At 43.2% G+C, this 17968-nt stretch carries 12 protein-coding genes; 2 read left to right on the top strand and 10 right to left on the bottom strand.

Features of this window, described 5'->3' with window-relative positions; translation table 11 throughout:
• Both AC59IL_RS15610 and AC59IL_RS15605 read right to left on the bottom strand, forming a co-directional pair.
• On the bottom strand, positions 1-214 hold a 214-nt coding region (locus AC59IL_RS15610), incomplete at its 3' end, for a hypothetical protein (RefSeq protein ID WP_496553087.1).
• A gap of 332 nt (positions 215-546) precedes the next feature.
• The gene (locus tag AC59IL_RS15605; protein ID WP_496553086.1) at positions 547-810 is read right to left on the bottom strand and encodes a hypothetical protein; all 264 of its coding nucleotides are present in this window, start codon (positions 808-810) and stop codon (positions 547-549) included.
• A 268-nt stretch (positions 811-1078) separates the two neighbouring features.
• On the opposite strand from AC59IL_RS15605, the gene AC59IL_RS15600 reads away from it, so the two are divergent.
• Positions 1079-2749: a T9SS type A sorting domain-containing protein gene (locus AC59IL_RS15600; protein WP_496553085.1), complete on the top strand. Its 1671-nt coding sequence runs from the start codon at positions 1079-1081 to the stop codon at positions 2747-2749.
• Positions 2750-3206: 457 nt separating this feature from the next.
• Here the strand turns inward: AC59IL_RS15600 and AC59IL_RS15595 are convergent, their stop codons facing one another.
• From AC59IL_RS15595 to AC59IL_RS15560, 8 genes are all read right to left on the bottom strand, one after another.
• Positions 3207-4787 carry an FAD-dependent monooxygenase gene (locus tag AC59IL_RS15595; RefSeq protein WP_496553084.1) on the bottom strand — a complete coding sequence of 527 codons (1581 nt, stop codon included), beginning with the start codon at positions 4785-4787 and terminating at the stop codon, positions 3207-3209.
• Positions 4788-4826: 39 nt separating this feature from the next.
• Positions 4827-5660 carry a helix-turn-helix domain-containing protein gene (locus tag AC59IL_RS15590; protein ID WP_496553083.1) on the bottom strand — a complete coding sequence of 278 codons (834 nt, stop codon included), beginning with the start codon at positions 5658-5660 and terminating at the stop codon, positions 4827-4829.
• A gap of 131 nt (positions 5661-5791) precedes the next feature.
• Positions 5792-7069 (bottom strand): TlpA family protein disulfide reductase, encoded by a 1278-nt coding sequence (locus tag AC59IL_RS15585; protein WP_496553082.1) that lies wholly within the window; start codon positions 7067-7069, stop codon positions 5792-5794.
• 293 nt (positions 7070-7362) lie between these two features.
• Positions 7363-8844: a RagB/SusD family nutrient uptake outer membrane protein gene (locus tag AC59IL_RS15580; RefSeq protein WP_496553081.1), complete on the bottom strand. Its 1482-nt coding sequence runs from the start codon at positions 8842-8844 to the stop codon at positions 7363-7365.
• Positions 8845-8862: 18 nt separating this feature from the next.
• Complete coding sequence (locus AC59IL_RS15575; RefSeq protein WP_496553080.1) at positions 8863-12453, bottom strand: SusC/RagA family TonB-linked outer membrane protein; 3591 nt, start codon at positions 12451-12453, stop codon at positions 8863-8865.
• 405 nt (positions 12454-12858) lie between these two features.
• Complete coding sequence (locus AC59IL_RS15570) at positions 12859-14187, bottom strand: FecR family protein (RefSeq protein ID WP_496553079.1); 1329 nt, start codon at positions 14185-14187, stop codon at positions 12859-12861.
• A 159-nt stretch (positions 14188-14346) separates the two neighbouring features.
• On the bottom strand, positions 14347-14949 hold the full coding sequence (locus AC59IL_RS15565; protein ID WP_496553078.1) for an RNA polymerase sigma factor: 603 nt from the start codon (positions 14947-14949) through the stop codon (positions 14347-14349).
• 257 nt (positions 14950-15206) lie between these two features.
• On the bottom strand, positions 15207-17312 hold the full coding sequence (locus AC59IL_RS15560) for a T9SS type A sorting domain-containing protein (protein WP_496553077.1): 2106 nt from the start codon (positions 17310-17312) through the stop codon (positions 15207-15209).
• A 405-nt stretch (positions 17313-17717) separates the two neighbouring features.
• On the opposite strand from AC59IL_RS15560, the gene AC59IL_RS15555 reads away from it, so the two are divergent.
• Complete coding sequence (locus tag AC59IL_RS15555; protein ID WP_496553076.1) at positions 17718-17960, top strand: hypothetical protein; 243 nt, start codon at positions 17718-17720, stop codon at positions 17958-17960.
• Positions 17961-17968: the final 8 nt, after the last annotated feature.

Here is a 17968-nt window from a genome sequence, read left to right as displayed (position 1 = left end):
ATTGCTTACTTAACAAAAGCTTTTCAACTTCCCGGAGGGATACAGTTGTTTCACCTAAATGAGCATATGTATAACCATTATGCGCTGACTTTTGAATAGTATCTGGTAACTCAGAAAAAGTGAATGAATGGGCATTTCTTAAAAGTCCTTGTGAGCTGGGTTTTTCTTTTGGAACAGGATCAGATAATAAGTCGCATGAGTAGACAAACAGCATGACAAGCTAGAGAGAGCATATTTCATGTGGCAAAAAGAATTAATTGTTTTATCCCCATGTAAGTTAAAAATTTGACTAAGATTAAAAAAAGCCACTGTTTAAAAAGGGTGTTAGTCACGTATTTAGTTGAACTTTTTGGGTCGTAGTCGATTTATGGATGCTGATGAGTACTGTGGTCGTTGCCATGTTGTTATAGTTTAGGATTGCTTGATGAGAAAATTTAAATAGATTCTTCAACCCGTTTGAATTGTTCAACTGAAAAAAGCTTACGTGGGCCACCCTGTTTATGATGTTTAAAAAAGCTTACTTTTAAAGGGTAACTCACCTTGGCATTAATCATCTGCCTGAGTTAGATCCATTTGCATTTCTATTTTATGCTTCATAAATCCCCTCTTCTTATATGCTTTAATCGTGACCTGGTCAATCTTTATTTGAACGGTTGTTAGCAGCCGGTCTTCTGTTACCAGTTTTTCTTCCTTTTTACAAGAGAGGAATAAACAGCCAGTTAGCAGATACAGCATAACTTTTTTCATACGATTGGGCCATGAAATACTGTTTTTACAACAAGACTGCAATGGATGGGCGATTTTTAACATGTTTCATTGGGGAGATTTTTGTTGCCCGCTAAATAGAGAGGGGAAGTTTGCTTTCACACTTATCGCCAAAAACTACACGTTTATTGGTCAAATCAACACGCGTATTAAATTAATTTGGTTGAACAGTAAGTTCAATTAATTTTGGTCACGCCTCACTGTTAGTAAGTAATCAATGTATTTTATTTGACCTTCTAAAGAATATGTTCAACGAATTCATCATTCGTTGCGGGCGTTTTTTTGAATATTTTTTAATCACAAAACCTTTTTTATGAAAGCAAAATTCTACTCGCTTAGGTATTTCCTATTATTTGCCTTGCTATCGTTTAAAATTACCGTGAACGCGCAATCGCTAGATCTGGATTTGATTGTTGAGAACCCGACAACCGGTAACTCCGGTTCCCTAGCCAAAATAGACCAGATACTTCAATATACCGTTACCATCACAACTGGACCAGTTAATTTGGACTATGGCAAGTTAACTTTTAACATTCCGGCTGGTACGGAGTATGTGCCGCATACAACAACTTTGGATGGAGCAACGATGTTTGAATTAAATGGTATTATGCCCTTTGCTAATGGTGAATATCTGACCCCCGGCGGGGTAATGGGGGCTGGTCGCGTTTTTGTAATACAGTTCCAGGTTAAGGTTACTGCCAATGGTGGCAACATTAATGCTACTGCTTTGGTAACGGCAGATCCTGGTATTAATGAAACTCGCAGCGTTGTTACCTACATTACTGAGGATGGGCCCTGTAGTGTTTTTTGGGAGGTGACGGGTAGTGCCGCTAATATCAGTTCTGCCTATAATCAGATCAAGTCAATGACCCCAACAAACGCAGTATCCAATACAACGATCTATAATGGTTCAACAGGGGCTTATCAAGCATATGACGGGTCAGCAATAGCAGGTCCTATATTAACGAATGTGTCTGCTATGGCTTTTGACCGGCGTGTTTTATATTTTGTGAATAACTCTATCGCTGGTGACCAGGACCTCTGTTTTGTTGATGTAGTAAAATTTAAGAATACTTCAGCGGTTAAGGCATACAAATTTGTGGGCGCCAGGCTTGAGTCAACTGCCGGTACGGGTTATAATATTACCCGGATGACAATGGTTTCAAATTATTCTGATGGTTGTAATAATATGTGTATTCAAACTCTCACTAGCGTAGGTTATGCACTAACAGATAATGGCCTGGATCTTATAAAATTTACTGTAGGTGATGTAACTGATCCCAACATGGTGCCAGTTATTCAGCCATTAGGACGGCTTGCAAACGCTTCCACTAATGGTGCCCATGATGTATTGACCGAAACCGGCGGGGATATTATTAGTGATGGGAACACTAATTTATACCTGATCCCTAATTCAGGTAACGTATATAAGATCGATCCAGGTACGCGGATCGCTACTTATATGGTTACGGTAACTGGCATGCTGAATACTCAAGGCATTAATTCAGTAGCAGTTGATGCAAATGGTAATATATATGCGGGCGGCAATGTACAATGGATTTATAAAATTAATTTGCTAACTATGGCTGCGACCCAGGTTAGTACCAAATCGGTTGTTTGGATGAACGGAGACTTCGCGAGCTGCGGTTTACCTGTAAAACCTTTGCGCGTGGCCACAAATGAAAATACAACGGTAAGCAATTCCGATGTTCCCCGCCTTAGTGATGGGGTGTTTGCAAAAGTTCAACCCAATCCTTTCAATAAAGAATTGAATGTGCAGGTTCAGTTAAATACAACAGAAGTGGTAAAGGTACGGTTGATCGATTTTTATGGAAGAACCGTTTATGCCAGTTCGGAAAAATTAGGAACAGGCGCCAATTCACTGCACATACCGGTTCCGGGTGGTGTTGGTTCAGGTATGTATGTGCTGGAATTGTGGGCTGGCAACAACCGGTTGTTGCAGAAAAAATTGTTGAAGAAATAAGATTGAAGGTAAGTATACAACAACGGGGCTAACCAAAAGGGTTAGCCCCTGTTTTTTTAGATTTATCGCCAAAACTACACGTTAATTGATCAAATCAACACGCGTAATAAATTAATTTGGTTGAACCGTAAGTTCAATTAATTTTGGACATGCTTCACTGTATAAGATATTCAAAATGGCTTTAATGAATAAACTGTATTACCTATAGAATCTATTGAAGCATAGGTGATGACAGGCTTTCCATCACCGTGAATTAATATATCTTGCCATTTTGTTATTTCACCTTCAAATTCGTTTTCATTGTCTGCAACAAATATGTCTAAATGTCCCGTGATTTCTGATTTGTATTTCCTTATTATTACTTTAAAATATTGTCATTACTTTATGAGCTAACCTGCCGGCATATTCGATTTTTACGATGCAGGAGGCGCAGAATTGTTGAGCTGATAAAACATCGCTACTCTGACCATCCCCTTTTCTTAATGCCTGATCCCTGAATTACAAACCAGCGGGCGGCAGCCTTTTGAAGTTCGATGCAATCCGGGTCGTTGTCAGAAGCCCAGGCGATAATACCATCAGGGCGTATCAGTACAGCGCTCAGGCCTAATTGTTCTTTCGCCCGGCCCGAAACATACTTTATCCGGTCGCCATATTCACCCGCCAAAGTTTTAAGTGAAGCGTTCATATTAAAATCAAGCAGTATTCCCTGGCCATCGTGCATTAACCCGCCAATTTTTGCACCGTCTTCGAACTCAAAGTTGGGAACGCTGTGGCCTACCAGCGGGTGGTCGCTACCGGGATTGTAGTGTGTGAAAATACCCCACACCCTTCCTGCAATATAAGTGGCGCCATCGCGCGTATTCATAAGGTCGCGGATAATTGCATTCAGCGCCCGGGCATGCGGGCTTGGTTTCATAATGGCAACCTGGGCGCGTGACCAATCCAGAACCTGTGCTCCAATTGGATGCCGTTCGGTATAATAACTATCTAACAAACCTTCGGGAGCATTCTCTTGAATGGTTGCGGCGAGCTTCCAGCCCAGGTTCATGGCATCGCCCAGCCCAAGGTTAAGCCCCTGTCCTCCTAACGGTGAATGAATATGCGCGGCATCGCCGGCTAAAAGTATCCGTCCGTTGCGGTAGGTGGTGGCCTGCCGTGCCCGGTCAGTCCAGGTGGTTGCGAAATACAGGGCGCTGATAGTAACATCGGTGTTCGAGATGCGGCGTAGCACCTCCTGCACATGTTCAAGCGTGACTGGCTTTTCTGAATGATGAAATGCCCCGCCATCAAAATCCTGTATTATTACGTAACCTGGCTGCGATTGTAAGTACATGCCTGTTGGTGTTACGTTTCGGCCCGGGCTGAGCTTCTCGGGGTTGGCAATGTCAACCTTAGCAGAGTAGCCGGTAAATTCCGGCTCCGTACCGGCAAATTCAAAACCGCCTGCTTTGCGAACAACACTGCGGCTTCCATCACAACCCACGAGCCATTTACTTTGGAAAGATTGGTCACCGCACTGAACAGTTACCACGTCTTTGGTTTGATGAAAACCAGTAATAGTAAGCCCGCGCCTGATTTCTACACCCAGGGCTTCTGCGCGGTTGGCCAACACCGTTTCAAGCTCCTCCATTTCAGAAATTAAAATGGTGTCAGTCGAGGATGGCAGGCGATACTTCCATTGAGAGGTGTCAATATCGCCATCATGGAATGGAATGCCGGCGAAGTGTCCGGCCTGACGGCGTGGCCCTTGTACGGCGTTTTGGTGGGGGTTTTTAATGTGTTTATGTACCTCCAATTCTTTTAGCAACCCGCGGCGGTAAAGCGCTTCAACAGAAAGGGCATTAAGCCCCCGTATTCCGAAAGGAAGTTGCTTCATTGGCGAGTGCGGATTCTCAGCCTTTTCCAGTATCAGGACTGAACATTTGGCCAGGGCCAGTTCGCAGGCGAGGAATAGACCTACAGGCCCTGCGCCGGAAATGATTACATCGTGAATAGAATGATTTTGTGCGGATTCTTTGCTTTCAGGTGTTTCTTTCATATAGATAATTGAAACACAAAATTCCGGAAAGCTCCTGCATCAGGCTTGTACAAACGCGACAAAATCGTTGCTTACTGCCTGTTGCCCTTTCTTTGCTTTTCGCGCGAATGCGGCTGGCGTAGTGCCGCTGTAGCGCTTGAACTCCCTGCTTAGGTGTGATTGATCTGTATAGCCCAGCTCATGAGCTAAGCCGGCAAGGTTGGAATTCGGATTAAGCCATAATTGATTTCGTACCTGCTCAAAGCGCATCAGCCCCGACACGTCTTTAACAGTATAGCCGGAAGATTGCCTGAACTTCCTTTCCAATGTACGAACCGTTGCATGCGCCGCCGCCGCTACCTGGCTTACCGGCATGGTGCCGTTTGCTTCCCTCATAGCAACTCCCGCTTTGAATAGCATACTGTCGGTAGCAATCTGCGATCGTGCATTCAGGAAATACTGATTTACCTGAGCCAGCGCTTCATCGATCCTGCCAGCATGAACACACGTAGTCAACGCAGATTGAAGCCGGGCGATAGGATGCTCAAATATGTGCACACTGTCTTTACCCGACGGCAGTCCGAGCAAATCGAACACGGTCCAGGGAAAGCACCTGATACCAATGATTTCTAAACGGTTTTTCGTGTAAAAAAGAACAGGCTGATTGAGCAGCCCCACCATAAACGGTGATGGCAATGGCTGCAAGTCTCCATTATAAGAAATGCTACAGCCGCTTCCGAAATGAAAAATAATTTCAGCGTAGCCATCAGGTAGTACCTCAAAACCCGATTGTAGTTCTCCGAAGTCTCTTCTGTCGTACCAAAAGCACTTTATGGTATCCCGTAGCGCTTCAGGAGGTTCAAATTCCAGATGCTGCATATTGAAAGATAGCATATTTGGGTATTGGATACAAGAAGTTCATGCAGTTCAATATAGCGGAGTGCTGTAATCTGAAAGTAACAATAAAAAAAGGCGATGCCAAAATTCAGTAACGAATCCGGCATCGCCCCTTTTTGGTTTTTCGGCTACTTGCCCAGCAATTCTTCAAGCCGGGTGCCAAATGCGTCTGAACCGCTGCCATTTCCTACATAGCGGCCAATAACTTTGCCGTCTCTGTCGAGCAGTATTTTGGTAGGAAAAGCGGTAACCTCAAATTCTTTCACGGCATCGAATTGCGCTAATTGTTCATTGTTGAGCACCTGCAACCAGGTAAGGCCGTCGGCCTGAACCGCATCGGCCCATACTTTGTGACTGGCTTCGGGAGTAGCTGCATGTTCCATGGCAATACCTATTATCTCAAAACCTTTGTCTTTATACTTACTGTAAAGTTCTTTCAGGTGTGGATGGCTGGCGCGACAGGGTCTGCACCAGCTGCCCCAGAAATCGAGCAATACATATTTTCCTTTCAGGGTAGCAAAATTAACGGGCGCTCCATTGATATCTTTTTTGGCTGCAGCAAAGGCATTGAGCTTGCTTTTATTAAAGGTATTTACTGAATCTACCATGTGCTGGTAAAAGGCAGCTCCGCCTTTTGCTTTAGCTGTTTCAGCTTTAATATCGGCCTGTATTTTTTCCGATACTTCTTCACCAGCAAGGTATAAACGACCTAAAACTGCAATCGCTTCTTTGTGACGACCGGTAGCAGCCAGCGCCATTCCGTAATCATATGAAAGGTTATCGGTTATCTGATAATTCCTGTTTACCGTACGGTTCCTGGCATCGGTAGGGAACTTTTGTTTATTAACCTCATATAAAGCACCCAAATGGTAGGCAATTACATCCTGTTTGCCCAATGCCAGCAACGTCTTTACATATACCGGCATCATGGCATTGTACAGATCTTTTGCCGTGCTATCTTTTTTAAACAAATTGCGGGCGCTATCTACCAGCGGTTTCAATAAGGCTTCTGCTTTTACCGCATTATTTTTTTCATCCTGCTCTAACAGGTAACTACTCCATCTGAAAGAAGTTTTGATTTTTCCTACGTTGGTATGCATTTTATTCCACCAGGTGTATCCCGAAACACTATCACCTGCTTTCAGATAGGCAAAAACAATTTCAGACCGCAACAAATCGTATTGATCTGCTAATTTGCCCTGTTCCGGCTCAGGAATCGCTGCATGAAAACTGTCGAGCATCGCTATTTTCTGATCCACGGGTATCAAATAAAATTTACTTCCCACTATTTTATGCACCAGCGGCAGGTCTGATGTATCTCTTTGTGCAACTGCTTTTGTTTGCGCAATTGCTGTGGTGGAAATAACAATACAAACCAAACATCCAAATAGCCGTAATTTTTTCATTGTTTACAGTAGTTTTTATAATACATGTAGTAATTGCTCAGATAATCATCCCGACTCGTCGGGACCCCGGAGGGACGTTGATTAAACATAGGTGACGGACTATGTAAAATCGGTTTGCCTGTTGTCCCTGACGAGGTCCCGCCGTTACGGGAAGGTTATTGAAATAATGATAAAGGATAAATATTTTGATTTTTAACTTTTGTAGCCGTGTCACGGTTCGCTTCTGTCGCCAGGGTTCTTCGACTTCGCTCAGAACCGTGGCACGGCTTGCTTATTGTCTATTGCCTGTTGACTTACGGGTTGTTCTCCATCCCGGGGTTTTGCGATATTACAGCCAGCGGCAAACGAAGCGTTAATCTTTCAGGCTTCAACGTAAAGGTGGAAGTTAACGTACCGGTTGTGCTGTACAATCTATGGGCATAGGTGGTTGATGAATATAAAGGATCTACCGAAAGTCGTCGCATATCGAACCAGCGGTATCCCTGCAAAGCGAACTCGCGAATACGTTCGTTCAATACAAAATCAATGAGTTGTTTTTGTGTAAGGCCTACAGGTACAGTGGCATCGGCACTGCTCATTCTTTTCACACGCAGGGTGAGTAGATCGGCTTTGGCGGTTGTTGTATCACCGAGGCGGGCTGCGCATTCGGCCCGTAAAAGATATAACTCCGGTATGGTCATGCCGTTCTGGATGATACTGGGGCCATTGCGGCGCAATGCTCCTGTAATCGGATATGTACCCGAAGATTCAAGATAAGGCCTGATCGTAAAAAAATTAAGGCGTTTATCGGATGAAGTGAACAGACTATATGTTTCGGGGCTTATGGTATACTCGCTTAAGGTGTACGCCCAATAATTGGTTCCCGATTGCTTAACGCAGATATTCTCTGTATTGATCTGCCCGATAGGTACCCCGCTGAAAAAGGAAGCAGCAAGAGTCGTTTTCCAGCCCCAGGTGCCACCTGCTATCATGGTTGTATTCAGGTCATATAAGCCCATAGCAGTAAGGGAGCTTCCGTTGCTGGTAGATGCCAGGTCGGTGAGTGCAGCATCGAGCTGCTTTTTGGCTTCATCAAATTTTGCCATAAATACATATACTTTTCCCAACAGCATTTTGGCAGCGGCCTTTCCCATTCTTATACGGGCTTTAATGGTAACCGGTAAATAAGGTATTGATTCAGTGATATCTTTCAGAATAAAATCATACATTTCCTGTACAGAGGCTCTTGTAAAGGAAGTTGCTGATACATCGGCTGCTGTTACAATAGGGTAGCCGGGATCAGTGGCCGCAGTCGTTGCATTATAGGGCTTGCCATACATATTGATCAAACTGAAATTGAGATATGCCCTGTGTACCCTGGCTTCGGCCAATATGGCTAGTTTCTGCGCATCGGTTCCATTGGTAGATGACATCACTTCGTTGATCACTTTGTTGCATACATACACGCCGTTCGCAAGCGTGGACATTTCATTGGCAAAGGTGGCATCATCATATATATCATCGTCCCAGCGAAACAGCCGTTGACTGCGTAGGGAGGCAGCACTGGAAAAATAATTATCGAAAGCTATTATTTCATCGCCCATGGGAACACTCACATCTCCACCGTTGGTTGCACCTGCTGAATTCAATATCAGGTCATAATCGGATGTGGTTTTGGCAATTACTTTTCCCTTGGGTTGCACCTCTAAAAAATCCTTGCTGCATGAACCAAACAGCGTGGCAGCTGCTATCATAAATAAACCTATTATATATTTTCCTGTTTGCATTGTTTTCATTGTCTTGAATTGAAAGGGTTAAAACCTGAGGTTAGCGCCCACGGCAATGCTGTGTTGGGCAGTAGGCACTGCCCGTGCTCCTGAGCCTGAATTATGAAACTCAGGGTCGATGCCATAATGATTGGCTTTCCATAACAAAACGTTCGATAAGGTTAGTCTGAAAGTAAGATCATCGGCCCTCAATAGTTTAATTAAAGCAGTAGGGATAGAATAACCGAGGTTTATATCTCTCAGTTTAATATAGGCGCCATCAAAAAAATTAACATCACCATAAGTATAATAACTGATATTCCGACGAGTGCTGTTAAGGCTTGAAGAGGGTACATAAGAGGGTATATTGGTGATGGCTTCATCACCCGGCTTTTTCCAGCGGTTATTAAAATCGCTGTACATATTTCCCAAAAAGAGGCCGGCTGAATTCGACGTTCTGCCATAAAGGTTAGCAGTAACTGTACTTAATCCAACAGCATCACGTCTGAGGGTGGAACCAAAATTATATACCATGTTTATGGAAAGCTGGAAGTTGCGGTAACGGAAGTTATTGGAAAAACCACCCGTAAATTTGGGTTGATAGGTACCCATGTACACGAGATCAGCTGCTGTAGCAGCACTCGGCGCCTTGGTAATTTTTCCATCTGCCAGCTGTATCAACGGATCACCCAGGGAGTCTAACCCCATAAATTTATAAGCGAACTGTGCAAATGCAGAATATCCTTCTACAGTGTTCGCAAGGGCCATTAAGAGCGCACTGGTGACGGGACTTTGAACATACAGCTTCGTAATTTTATTAACATTGTATGATACAACCAGAGAAGTTGCCCAGGTGAAGTTTTTGGTTTTTATGTTAACGGAAGTAATTTTTCCATCAATGCCCCTGTTTTTGATTTCACCTAAATTACCATTCACGTTAGTCGCTACGCCGGTAAACGCATTTGTTGGTATTTTGCCCAACAGATCGGTGGTGTGCCTTAAATACACATCCAAACTTCCACTCAATCTGCTGTTCAGCACAGAAAAATCAACCCCAAAATTTTTGGTTCTGGTGGCTTCCCACGCTAGTTTACGATTACCATAAGTAGAAATGCCGAGACTTTGACCACCATAGGCATACTGATTGGGATAAACGCTTAGAATGTCGTAAGATGTGCCACTGCTAAATCCTCTCAAATCGGGTTGATTGCCCGATAAGCCGTAGGTAGCCCGCAAAGCAAGATATTTGATCCAGGGCAAATTTTCTTCAATGAAATATTCCTTGTGTAATTGCCAGGCAAGCCCTACACTCCAGATCGGTTTATTTTGTAAGGACTTGTCTTTTCCAAACAAATTCGATTGATCTTTTCTGGCACTTCCGTTTATGGTGTATTTTCTCAAAAAAGTATAAGCTGCATTTCCGTACCAGGAGCGTGTTCTTGAATCTGATTCAGTTTCAGTATATGCATCGTTCGTAAGTTTGCTGCCTCCTATGAGCGAATTTGAGAATACAGTATTTGTAACACCCTTTGTTAATGTATCCCAATCAACATACTGTGAAGTAAGCGATTGTGGATCGTATCCCCTCACCACTGTGGAATTGGAATTGTTCAAAGCATCGGTTACTTCATATCCCCCCAATAGGGTCAGTTGATGCGTTTCATTGGGTGAGGTAAAATCATATGCAAACTGGTTGCGTACCGTCCAGTTATATTGATTCCCATTGGTAACTGTTAACTGGCCTCCCCGCTGGGGCAGAAAATACGTTGGTACATTACCGGCAGTAGTTGCCGGAACGGTAAAGGCTGCCAGCTGATTTCTTATGAAAAAGCTTTGCTCGCTGTCGAAAGCAGTGGTTTTTGAATTTCCTTTCGCATAACCGTATACACCTTCGAAGCGAAGTCCTTTCCATATTTTAGCAACAATACCGGCAGTTAAATAAGTTCTGAATGCATTGCTTTTGGTATTACCATAATTCATTTCGTCAATCGGGTTATAATTGAGGTTCAAACCGCTTTTGGATTCATATACTGCTCTGAGCGAATCGGTACGATAAATCCATGGCATGGATATACTATTTCCGTTAGCATCTTTAAACAACTGATAGGGTACAAAACGGTTGGTTACACTTGCCGGTCGGCCGGCAGAGGTTTCGTTATCGACCACGTTGGTAATCAGGTAAGCTGAAATATTTTTATTAAAGGTGAAATCGTGGCGCAGATTCAATTTATAGGTATGGTTTTTTTCGCCGGGTGTGCTGCTTACTGTATTGGTATAGGCCAGCGAGCCGTACACACTGTAAATACCGGCGCCACCCCGTACGGAAATGGTGTGGTTCTGAAGTGAAGCAGTGCGGTACCACAGGTCTTTAATTTGCTTCATATTATCAATACTTGCCAAACTATCGAGCTGTGCATTCATCGTAGCTTCAGAGATAAGACCTCTGTAATAATTATACAGGATGGTTTCATGGGGCGCTATCGAGGCAGTTCCGTAAAGTAAGGTATTAACCCCGGCCCAGGTATATGCCTTACGATAATTCGAATCGGCATATATTTCTTTCATGGTACTGATGAATTCTGGGCTGCGCATATAAGGCAGATACTCTATATCGGGTTTACCCTGAATGTTTACGAAACCATTGTACTCCACTTTCAGCGGACTGTTGCGGGCTCCTTTTTTGGTAACAATCACTACCACCCCGTTACTGGCGCGGCTACCCCAAATGGATGCGGCGGTGGCGTCTTTTAACAAGGTAACATCCTGCACATCGTTGGGATTTACATCATCTATGTTATTAACTATAAGGCCATCCACAACATATAAAAGTGAGGTATTGGCATTAATGGTACTTAGCCCCCTCACTATGATACTTGGATCTGAACCGGGCGCATTGTTTATCACCATGCCAGGTACAAGGCCGTCCAGCCGTTGTATCAGGTTCATACTGGTACTCCGGTTTTTAACCGTTTCCATGTTGCTTTTGGTGAAGCTGCCGGCACTGCGGTCACGCGAAAGCACCTGGTAGCCGTTATTGAATACTGTTACCTCTTCCAGCTTCTCAATAGATGGCTGAAGCATAATGGTAATGAGCGGCTTCATGTCGGGGCCTACGGTTACAGGCGTCTTTTGTATTTCATAACCAACATAAGATACCTCCAGCACATAGTTGCCGGGCTCTACTCCCGGAATAGAAAAAAAACCGCTTTTATCTGTTTGCGCAACTACATTGCCGGGCCGTAAGTATACCGAGGCGGCGTACAGAAAATCGCCGTTTTGGTTGCGTACCGTACCGCGTATAGTAATGGGAGGTGCAGCCGTTTCCGCAGCAGTAACCGTTGCTTTCGGTTTGGCGCGAATAAAAATCGTTTGGTTCTGAATCAGGTAAGTTAAGGGTTGATCTTTGAACAGTTGTTCGAGAAATGATTGCAGCGGAACATGATCTGCCTGGATGGTAACCGGTTTGGCTTCCTTCAGTTGCTTTTGGTTATAAAAGAAGTAGTAACCGGTTTGGGATTTTACTGCATTTAACACTTTTTCCAGCGAAGTATTATTCACTGAAAGAGTTACATTTTGTGCAGTGCCGGTAGCACTTACATTAACAACAAAAACAAACAACATGAAGGCGGTTAATCTCATAACTCGAAAGGCTTGGTTGAGGAACCGGGAGTTGCTTTCCCTTGTTCTGCCTGAATTATAGGCCAGGGTACGGGTAACAACAGTCCGGTTACAAAAAGCAATTAAATGCATACTTTTGTAACAGTTTTGGTTAAAAAATAATGGGTCTTTACCGAGACTTTATGATTGAACCCAAAACGCCTGCCGGGAGTGTTCCAGCACAACCGGCATTTTTATGGGCTACAATTACTCTTTTAGATTACCGTGTTTTACTTAGGCTAAGCAGTACTCCGAAAGGGACCCATGCAGGGCAGGGAAACACATAGTTTTAATCAGAGCTTTAACCATGTGAATCCCGGTAGAGGTACCGGAATTATATTTCCACTGCCCGCAAGGTCCATGGAGGGTTGGTTCTCAAAAATTCAATTATGGCGTAACCAGTAATTTTCTGCCTTCTTTTTTTAGATGTACGCCCATACCGTCAAGTCCTTTTATCATTTGATTAAGACTTAGGTTGTTTTGCATGGCTCCATTAAATAGTTCCGAAACAGGGGCGCCCTTTTCATAAGTTATTTCTACATCATACCACCGTGCCAGTTGCCGCAAAACTGTTTTAAGTTCAACCCCGTCAAATACAAACAGTCCGTTTTTCCAGGCCATAACCTGGGTGGTATTGGCATTTTTATCTATGGTGAGTTTGTTATTTTCAACGCTTAGTTGTGCCTGCTGGCCAGGCTTTAATATTTCAGATCTCCGGCTTTCGGTTTCCGGCTTCTGACTTCCGGCTTCCGACTTCACGTTTACGCTGCCTTCGAGCAGGGTGGTTTTTACTGTTTCTTCATCTTCATAGGCATTGATGTTGAAATGTGTTCCCAACACTTGTACTTCCTGAACGATACCGGATGATTTTTGCACCTGTACAATGAAGGGTAACTTTTGGCCTTCCCCTTTGCCTTCGGCCTTCGCCTTTGGCGCATTGCCGTAGGCGAAGCCGGAGGAATTCAGGGGTATGCTTTTTACTTCAAAATATACCTCACCGGTTACTGTTACTCTGCGTTCGCTGCCGGTAAATGCAACAGGGAATTGAATACTCGAAGCCGCATTCAACCACACCTGTGTTCCATCGGGCAGTAACAACTGATATTGACCACCGGCGGGCGTGGATAGTTTGTTATAGGGTACGGATTGCTGGTTTCCCAATGAATCAGTTGTTGTATGGTAGATTAATTTACCGTTTTCGTTATTCACTTCTGTTAACCCCTGCCGGCTCAGTATACTGTTCGCTGTACTATCCAGTGAAATAAGCCGTCCATCGGCAAGTAAAAGGGTGGCCTTGTTGGTGCCGGGCGCAATATCATCCGATGAGTGCTTTTGAGATACCTGTACAGGTTGGGTAACATCAGGCCTTAACCAATACCAAATGCCTGCACTCATCATCAATAATATGGCCGCTGCAACAGACAAGCGCCACCAAAACCCGGAGCGCGGCGTCATCATAACCGTGTCCGTGGTACTTGCCGTATCTGTTTTAATATATTGTGTTATTTGCTGAAACCGTTGTTCAAGCTGCTCCTGCAAAGCGGTATCGCTATGGCCTTCCGGAAGGTCTTTCAGCATGTATTCCCGTAACAGTTCTTTTGTGACAGGTTCCTGGTTATCATCTTCCAGCATCGCCATTAACTGGTCTACCTCTTCCGGTGAACAGGCGTCATTAATATATTTATCAAAAAGTTCAGCAAAAGAAGGTTGTTCCAAAATAAGCGCTTTATAGCTATGACGCTCGGCGGGGAAAGATCATCTGCTCCCGATAAAAATATTTTTTGTTTTGCATTTTGAACCGGAACTGATGAAAGAATTGCAGCGTGATTCCAGGCCCTGAGCGAAGCCTGCCCGACTATCGTGCGGGTCGAAGGGTTATTTATTCGTTAGGAGTAAACTAAACAAAATCAGGATGTCGAGATTCTTATTGTGAAAGAAAATATATTGGCGTATGCTTCGGGTGGCTTTTACTATATGATCGTTGATGGTAGAAGTAGAAATATTTAGTAAAGCGCCCACTTCCTGGTAGCTTTTACCTTGAATTTTGCATAATTCGAATATTTGCCGGCGCTGTGGCGATAAAGAGGCAATCGCATTTTGCAGTAACCGGGCATTTTCCCTGAACAACAAATTTTCTTCTATATGGCTATAATGTTCTATTGCAGCGGCTTTTACATATGCATATAAAAATTTATCGCGTCGAATTTTCCGGTAAAAATCATATACTTTGTTTTCGCCGATGCGAAAAAGGTAGGCCCGAAAGCTTGTATGAATTTCAATAGTTTGTCGCTTTTCCCAAACCTGTATAAATATATCCTGTAACAGCTCTTCGGCGGTTTCGGCATGCTTAACCATCTTTAGCAGGTTAAAATACAGGCGTTCGCCATACAGTTTATATAACCGGGCAAAAGCATCCTGATCGCCTTGCCGTAAGCTGTTCAATAGCGTTTGTTCGTTATATAAATTTGCCGTATCCAATAATGTAGAAATATAAAATATGTAACAAGCGAAGTCTCACGACAAGATAAAATAAAATCCTGATTTTAATTTAAAAATAATGCTTCCTGCAGGCAAAAAACAGATGAAATATTATTGTGTGCGCCCGGCATGATTATAAACCTGAAGGTGCAGGTTTTTACATGCCCTGATAAAATATCACCGGCCAATTGAAGTAGTTACTCTGCACCTCAATTGGCCGGTGATGTCATATTGAATTATAAACTATCTGTCACGTCTTATTGCTTAAGTAATTTTTTCTGCAATAACCGGTTATTGCCGGCCCGGCATTCGAGCACATAGATACCTGCGCTAAGACCTGCCGGAACCTGTAAGTGAATAGAGTTGACACCGGTTCCCAATTTTTCTGAAGTTGTAAAAACAGTTCTTCCGTAAAAATCAATTAATCGAACCTGTACAACTTCTGCATTGTTTAACTGCACCTGCAGGTTCAGGTCTTTCACGAACGGATTGGGTTGCACTTTTGCAGATCCCATTACGCCAGGCTGAATCCGGTTGGAAATGGCTACACGGGCTCCATTACCTGCACTCGTATCCGAATAAAAGCAGGTTGAATCCTGGTCACCCGGTTGTGCAGGGTCATCGGAAATAACATACATGGTATTGCCATCTGCATCAGCATATGTAACATTAGACTGATTACAGATTGTTTTATTCGGTTCAGTTATTACCTGGAATTTTATCACTACTTTATTGGCTGCGCCTGGCTTAACAACACCGGCTGGTTCAGAGGGTGAATTAATAAACTGACCACCACTTATCGAAAAGGGCATTAATCCGCCAATATCCGCTATGGCTACACCATTTATTGTTGTGGCATTGCCTATGTAATAGCTGTTCGCAGGAATAGCATCGTATAATTTTACAGCTGCTGCAGTAATATTTCCGGTGTTGGTCACTTCAATAGTATATTCAATCGTATCTCCTGCTATTAATGCGCCACCATTTAAATCTGTGTATGTTTTATTGACCTTTAATGCCGGCGCCAGTACCGGCAAAACACAACCGGCGTAATCGCTACTCTTCCAAACATTGGAAGTGGTGCTTATAATAGAGGTTGCGCTCATAGTAAAAAGATCAACTTTAAATACATTCTGATAAGCGCCTCCTATATTTACACTACCTGTTTGATCTGTAGCTACAGAAGCGGCGCCCGATGCAGGCATAGAGCTTATGGTGCCCAGGTAAGTAGCTAAACCAGTGGCCGGATTGATCCTGTACATTTTACCTGAATTAGGGATCAGATACAATTTACCTGATCCATCGCTAAAAATATCACCACCAGTTTCAGTAAGTACATCATTAATGCCATTATTGGCGTCATTAACAAGTGATCCTAACTGGTTAATTACCGGAAGGCCGGTGGATGGATTAACAGAAAAACGTATAAGGTCCTGTGCATTGGCGGTAAGAGCATATCCGTTTCCGTCAGCAGCAAAAGTCATGCGGTTAATATTATAACCTGCATTGGTATTTGTTTCGAGCGGGTAACCAACAAACTTTTTTGCAGAAACAGGACTGGAGCTCAAATCAATAAAACATAGGTCCTGCGCGGGGCTATTGGTTGTATTATTAATAAAGTACAAACGGTTTGAATTTACGTCATAGGCCATAGCTTCAGCATCTGTTACTATGCTGCCTGTTGGTAATATTGCACCGGTAACAGCATTATAACAGGGCCCGTTAGGACCGGTAAAGATGTTAGTGCCCGCTGTTCCGTTTGAAACACTCAATGTTTTGATATACCTGTTAGGGTAAATAGGTAGCGAGCCACCAGGAACAGAGGGGCTGCACTCATAAACAGTATTGCAATTGCCGTCAGTTTCCAGTGCTGTAGTTACCGTATTGGAATTTAGAAGAATACCGGCTGAGTTTTGTGTTCCCTTTAGAGTAGCATAATAATTTATATTGCCCTGATTGGCAGTTACCCGAACCCTGAATATTATTTGAGCAGAATCATTGGCAGATAAGATGCCCGGCCCCGACGAAGCCGGATTAATGGAACCGCCCAAACCGGCAAATGGCATTTTACCATTTACATCAGGCACAGAAACCCCATTTAGATATGTTGACCCTGTTACATAGGAAGTCCCAGCCGGAATATTGGCATAAATCCATGAATCGGTAACACCAGTACCTGAAGTATTACCTGCAGTAATGACATATTGCAGTATATGCCCCTGGGCAGTAAATGAGCCATCGTTGGCATAGTCAATGTCTTCGGTTTTTGCCTGCAACCTGACTTGCGCGTTTGCAACATTTCCAATACCCATTGATAACAAAAAAGAAATAAAAAAGAACCTGACTGAATAAAATTTGTGCATAAAAAGGATTATGGTTAATAAATGATAGGAGTTTTTGAAGATGCAAAAATCGATCAATAACAATTATGCAAACCCTAAATTAGAAGAAATATAATTTTATCAGGTTACAATTGACAGGTGTGTTGTTTTTGGCAAAATGTGTGTAGTTTTTGCAAATAAGTGTGCAACCACTAATAAGTACGCATACCCGTAATATTCGCAAAACCATGTTAAATAAATAAACCGGGTGAAGACGTTAGATATGATAATATTAATTTTATTTTTCTTGCGCTCATTATTGAAAAGGTTACGGTATGCAATATCCTGATTATATAACCAGATATATTTTGCAACCGGCAGGTATGAAGGCTACCTTTTTCCCAAAATTTAATTAATCCCGGCAATCGGAATGGCAACAGTTTTGGATTGGGGTGGATTATTGAAACCGATACTTCTTTCGGTAAAGTTGTACGGGGCAGCGGTGGCATGATTGGGTTGCGCGCCAGTTTTATACGCAATATTTCACGCCATCAAACGATCATCCTGGTTGATAATAATCAAAACGAAACCGACAATATTGGCAAGTCTATTCTAAAGATCATTAACGGGCAAAGTGTACCTGCCTGGAGAAAAAGCCTTGCAAGGGGGTACGGCTATGCCGGCTATTAACTAAGCAA

Source organism: Niastella sp. sgz303648, assembly GCF_059587045.1.
The sequence above is the reverse complement of the archived record's forward strand: the minus strand, read 5'-3'. Positions and strand labels throughout refer to the sequence as shown.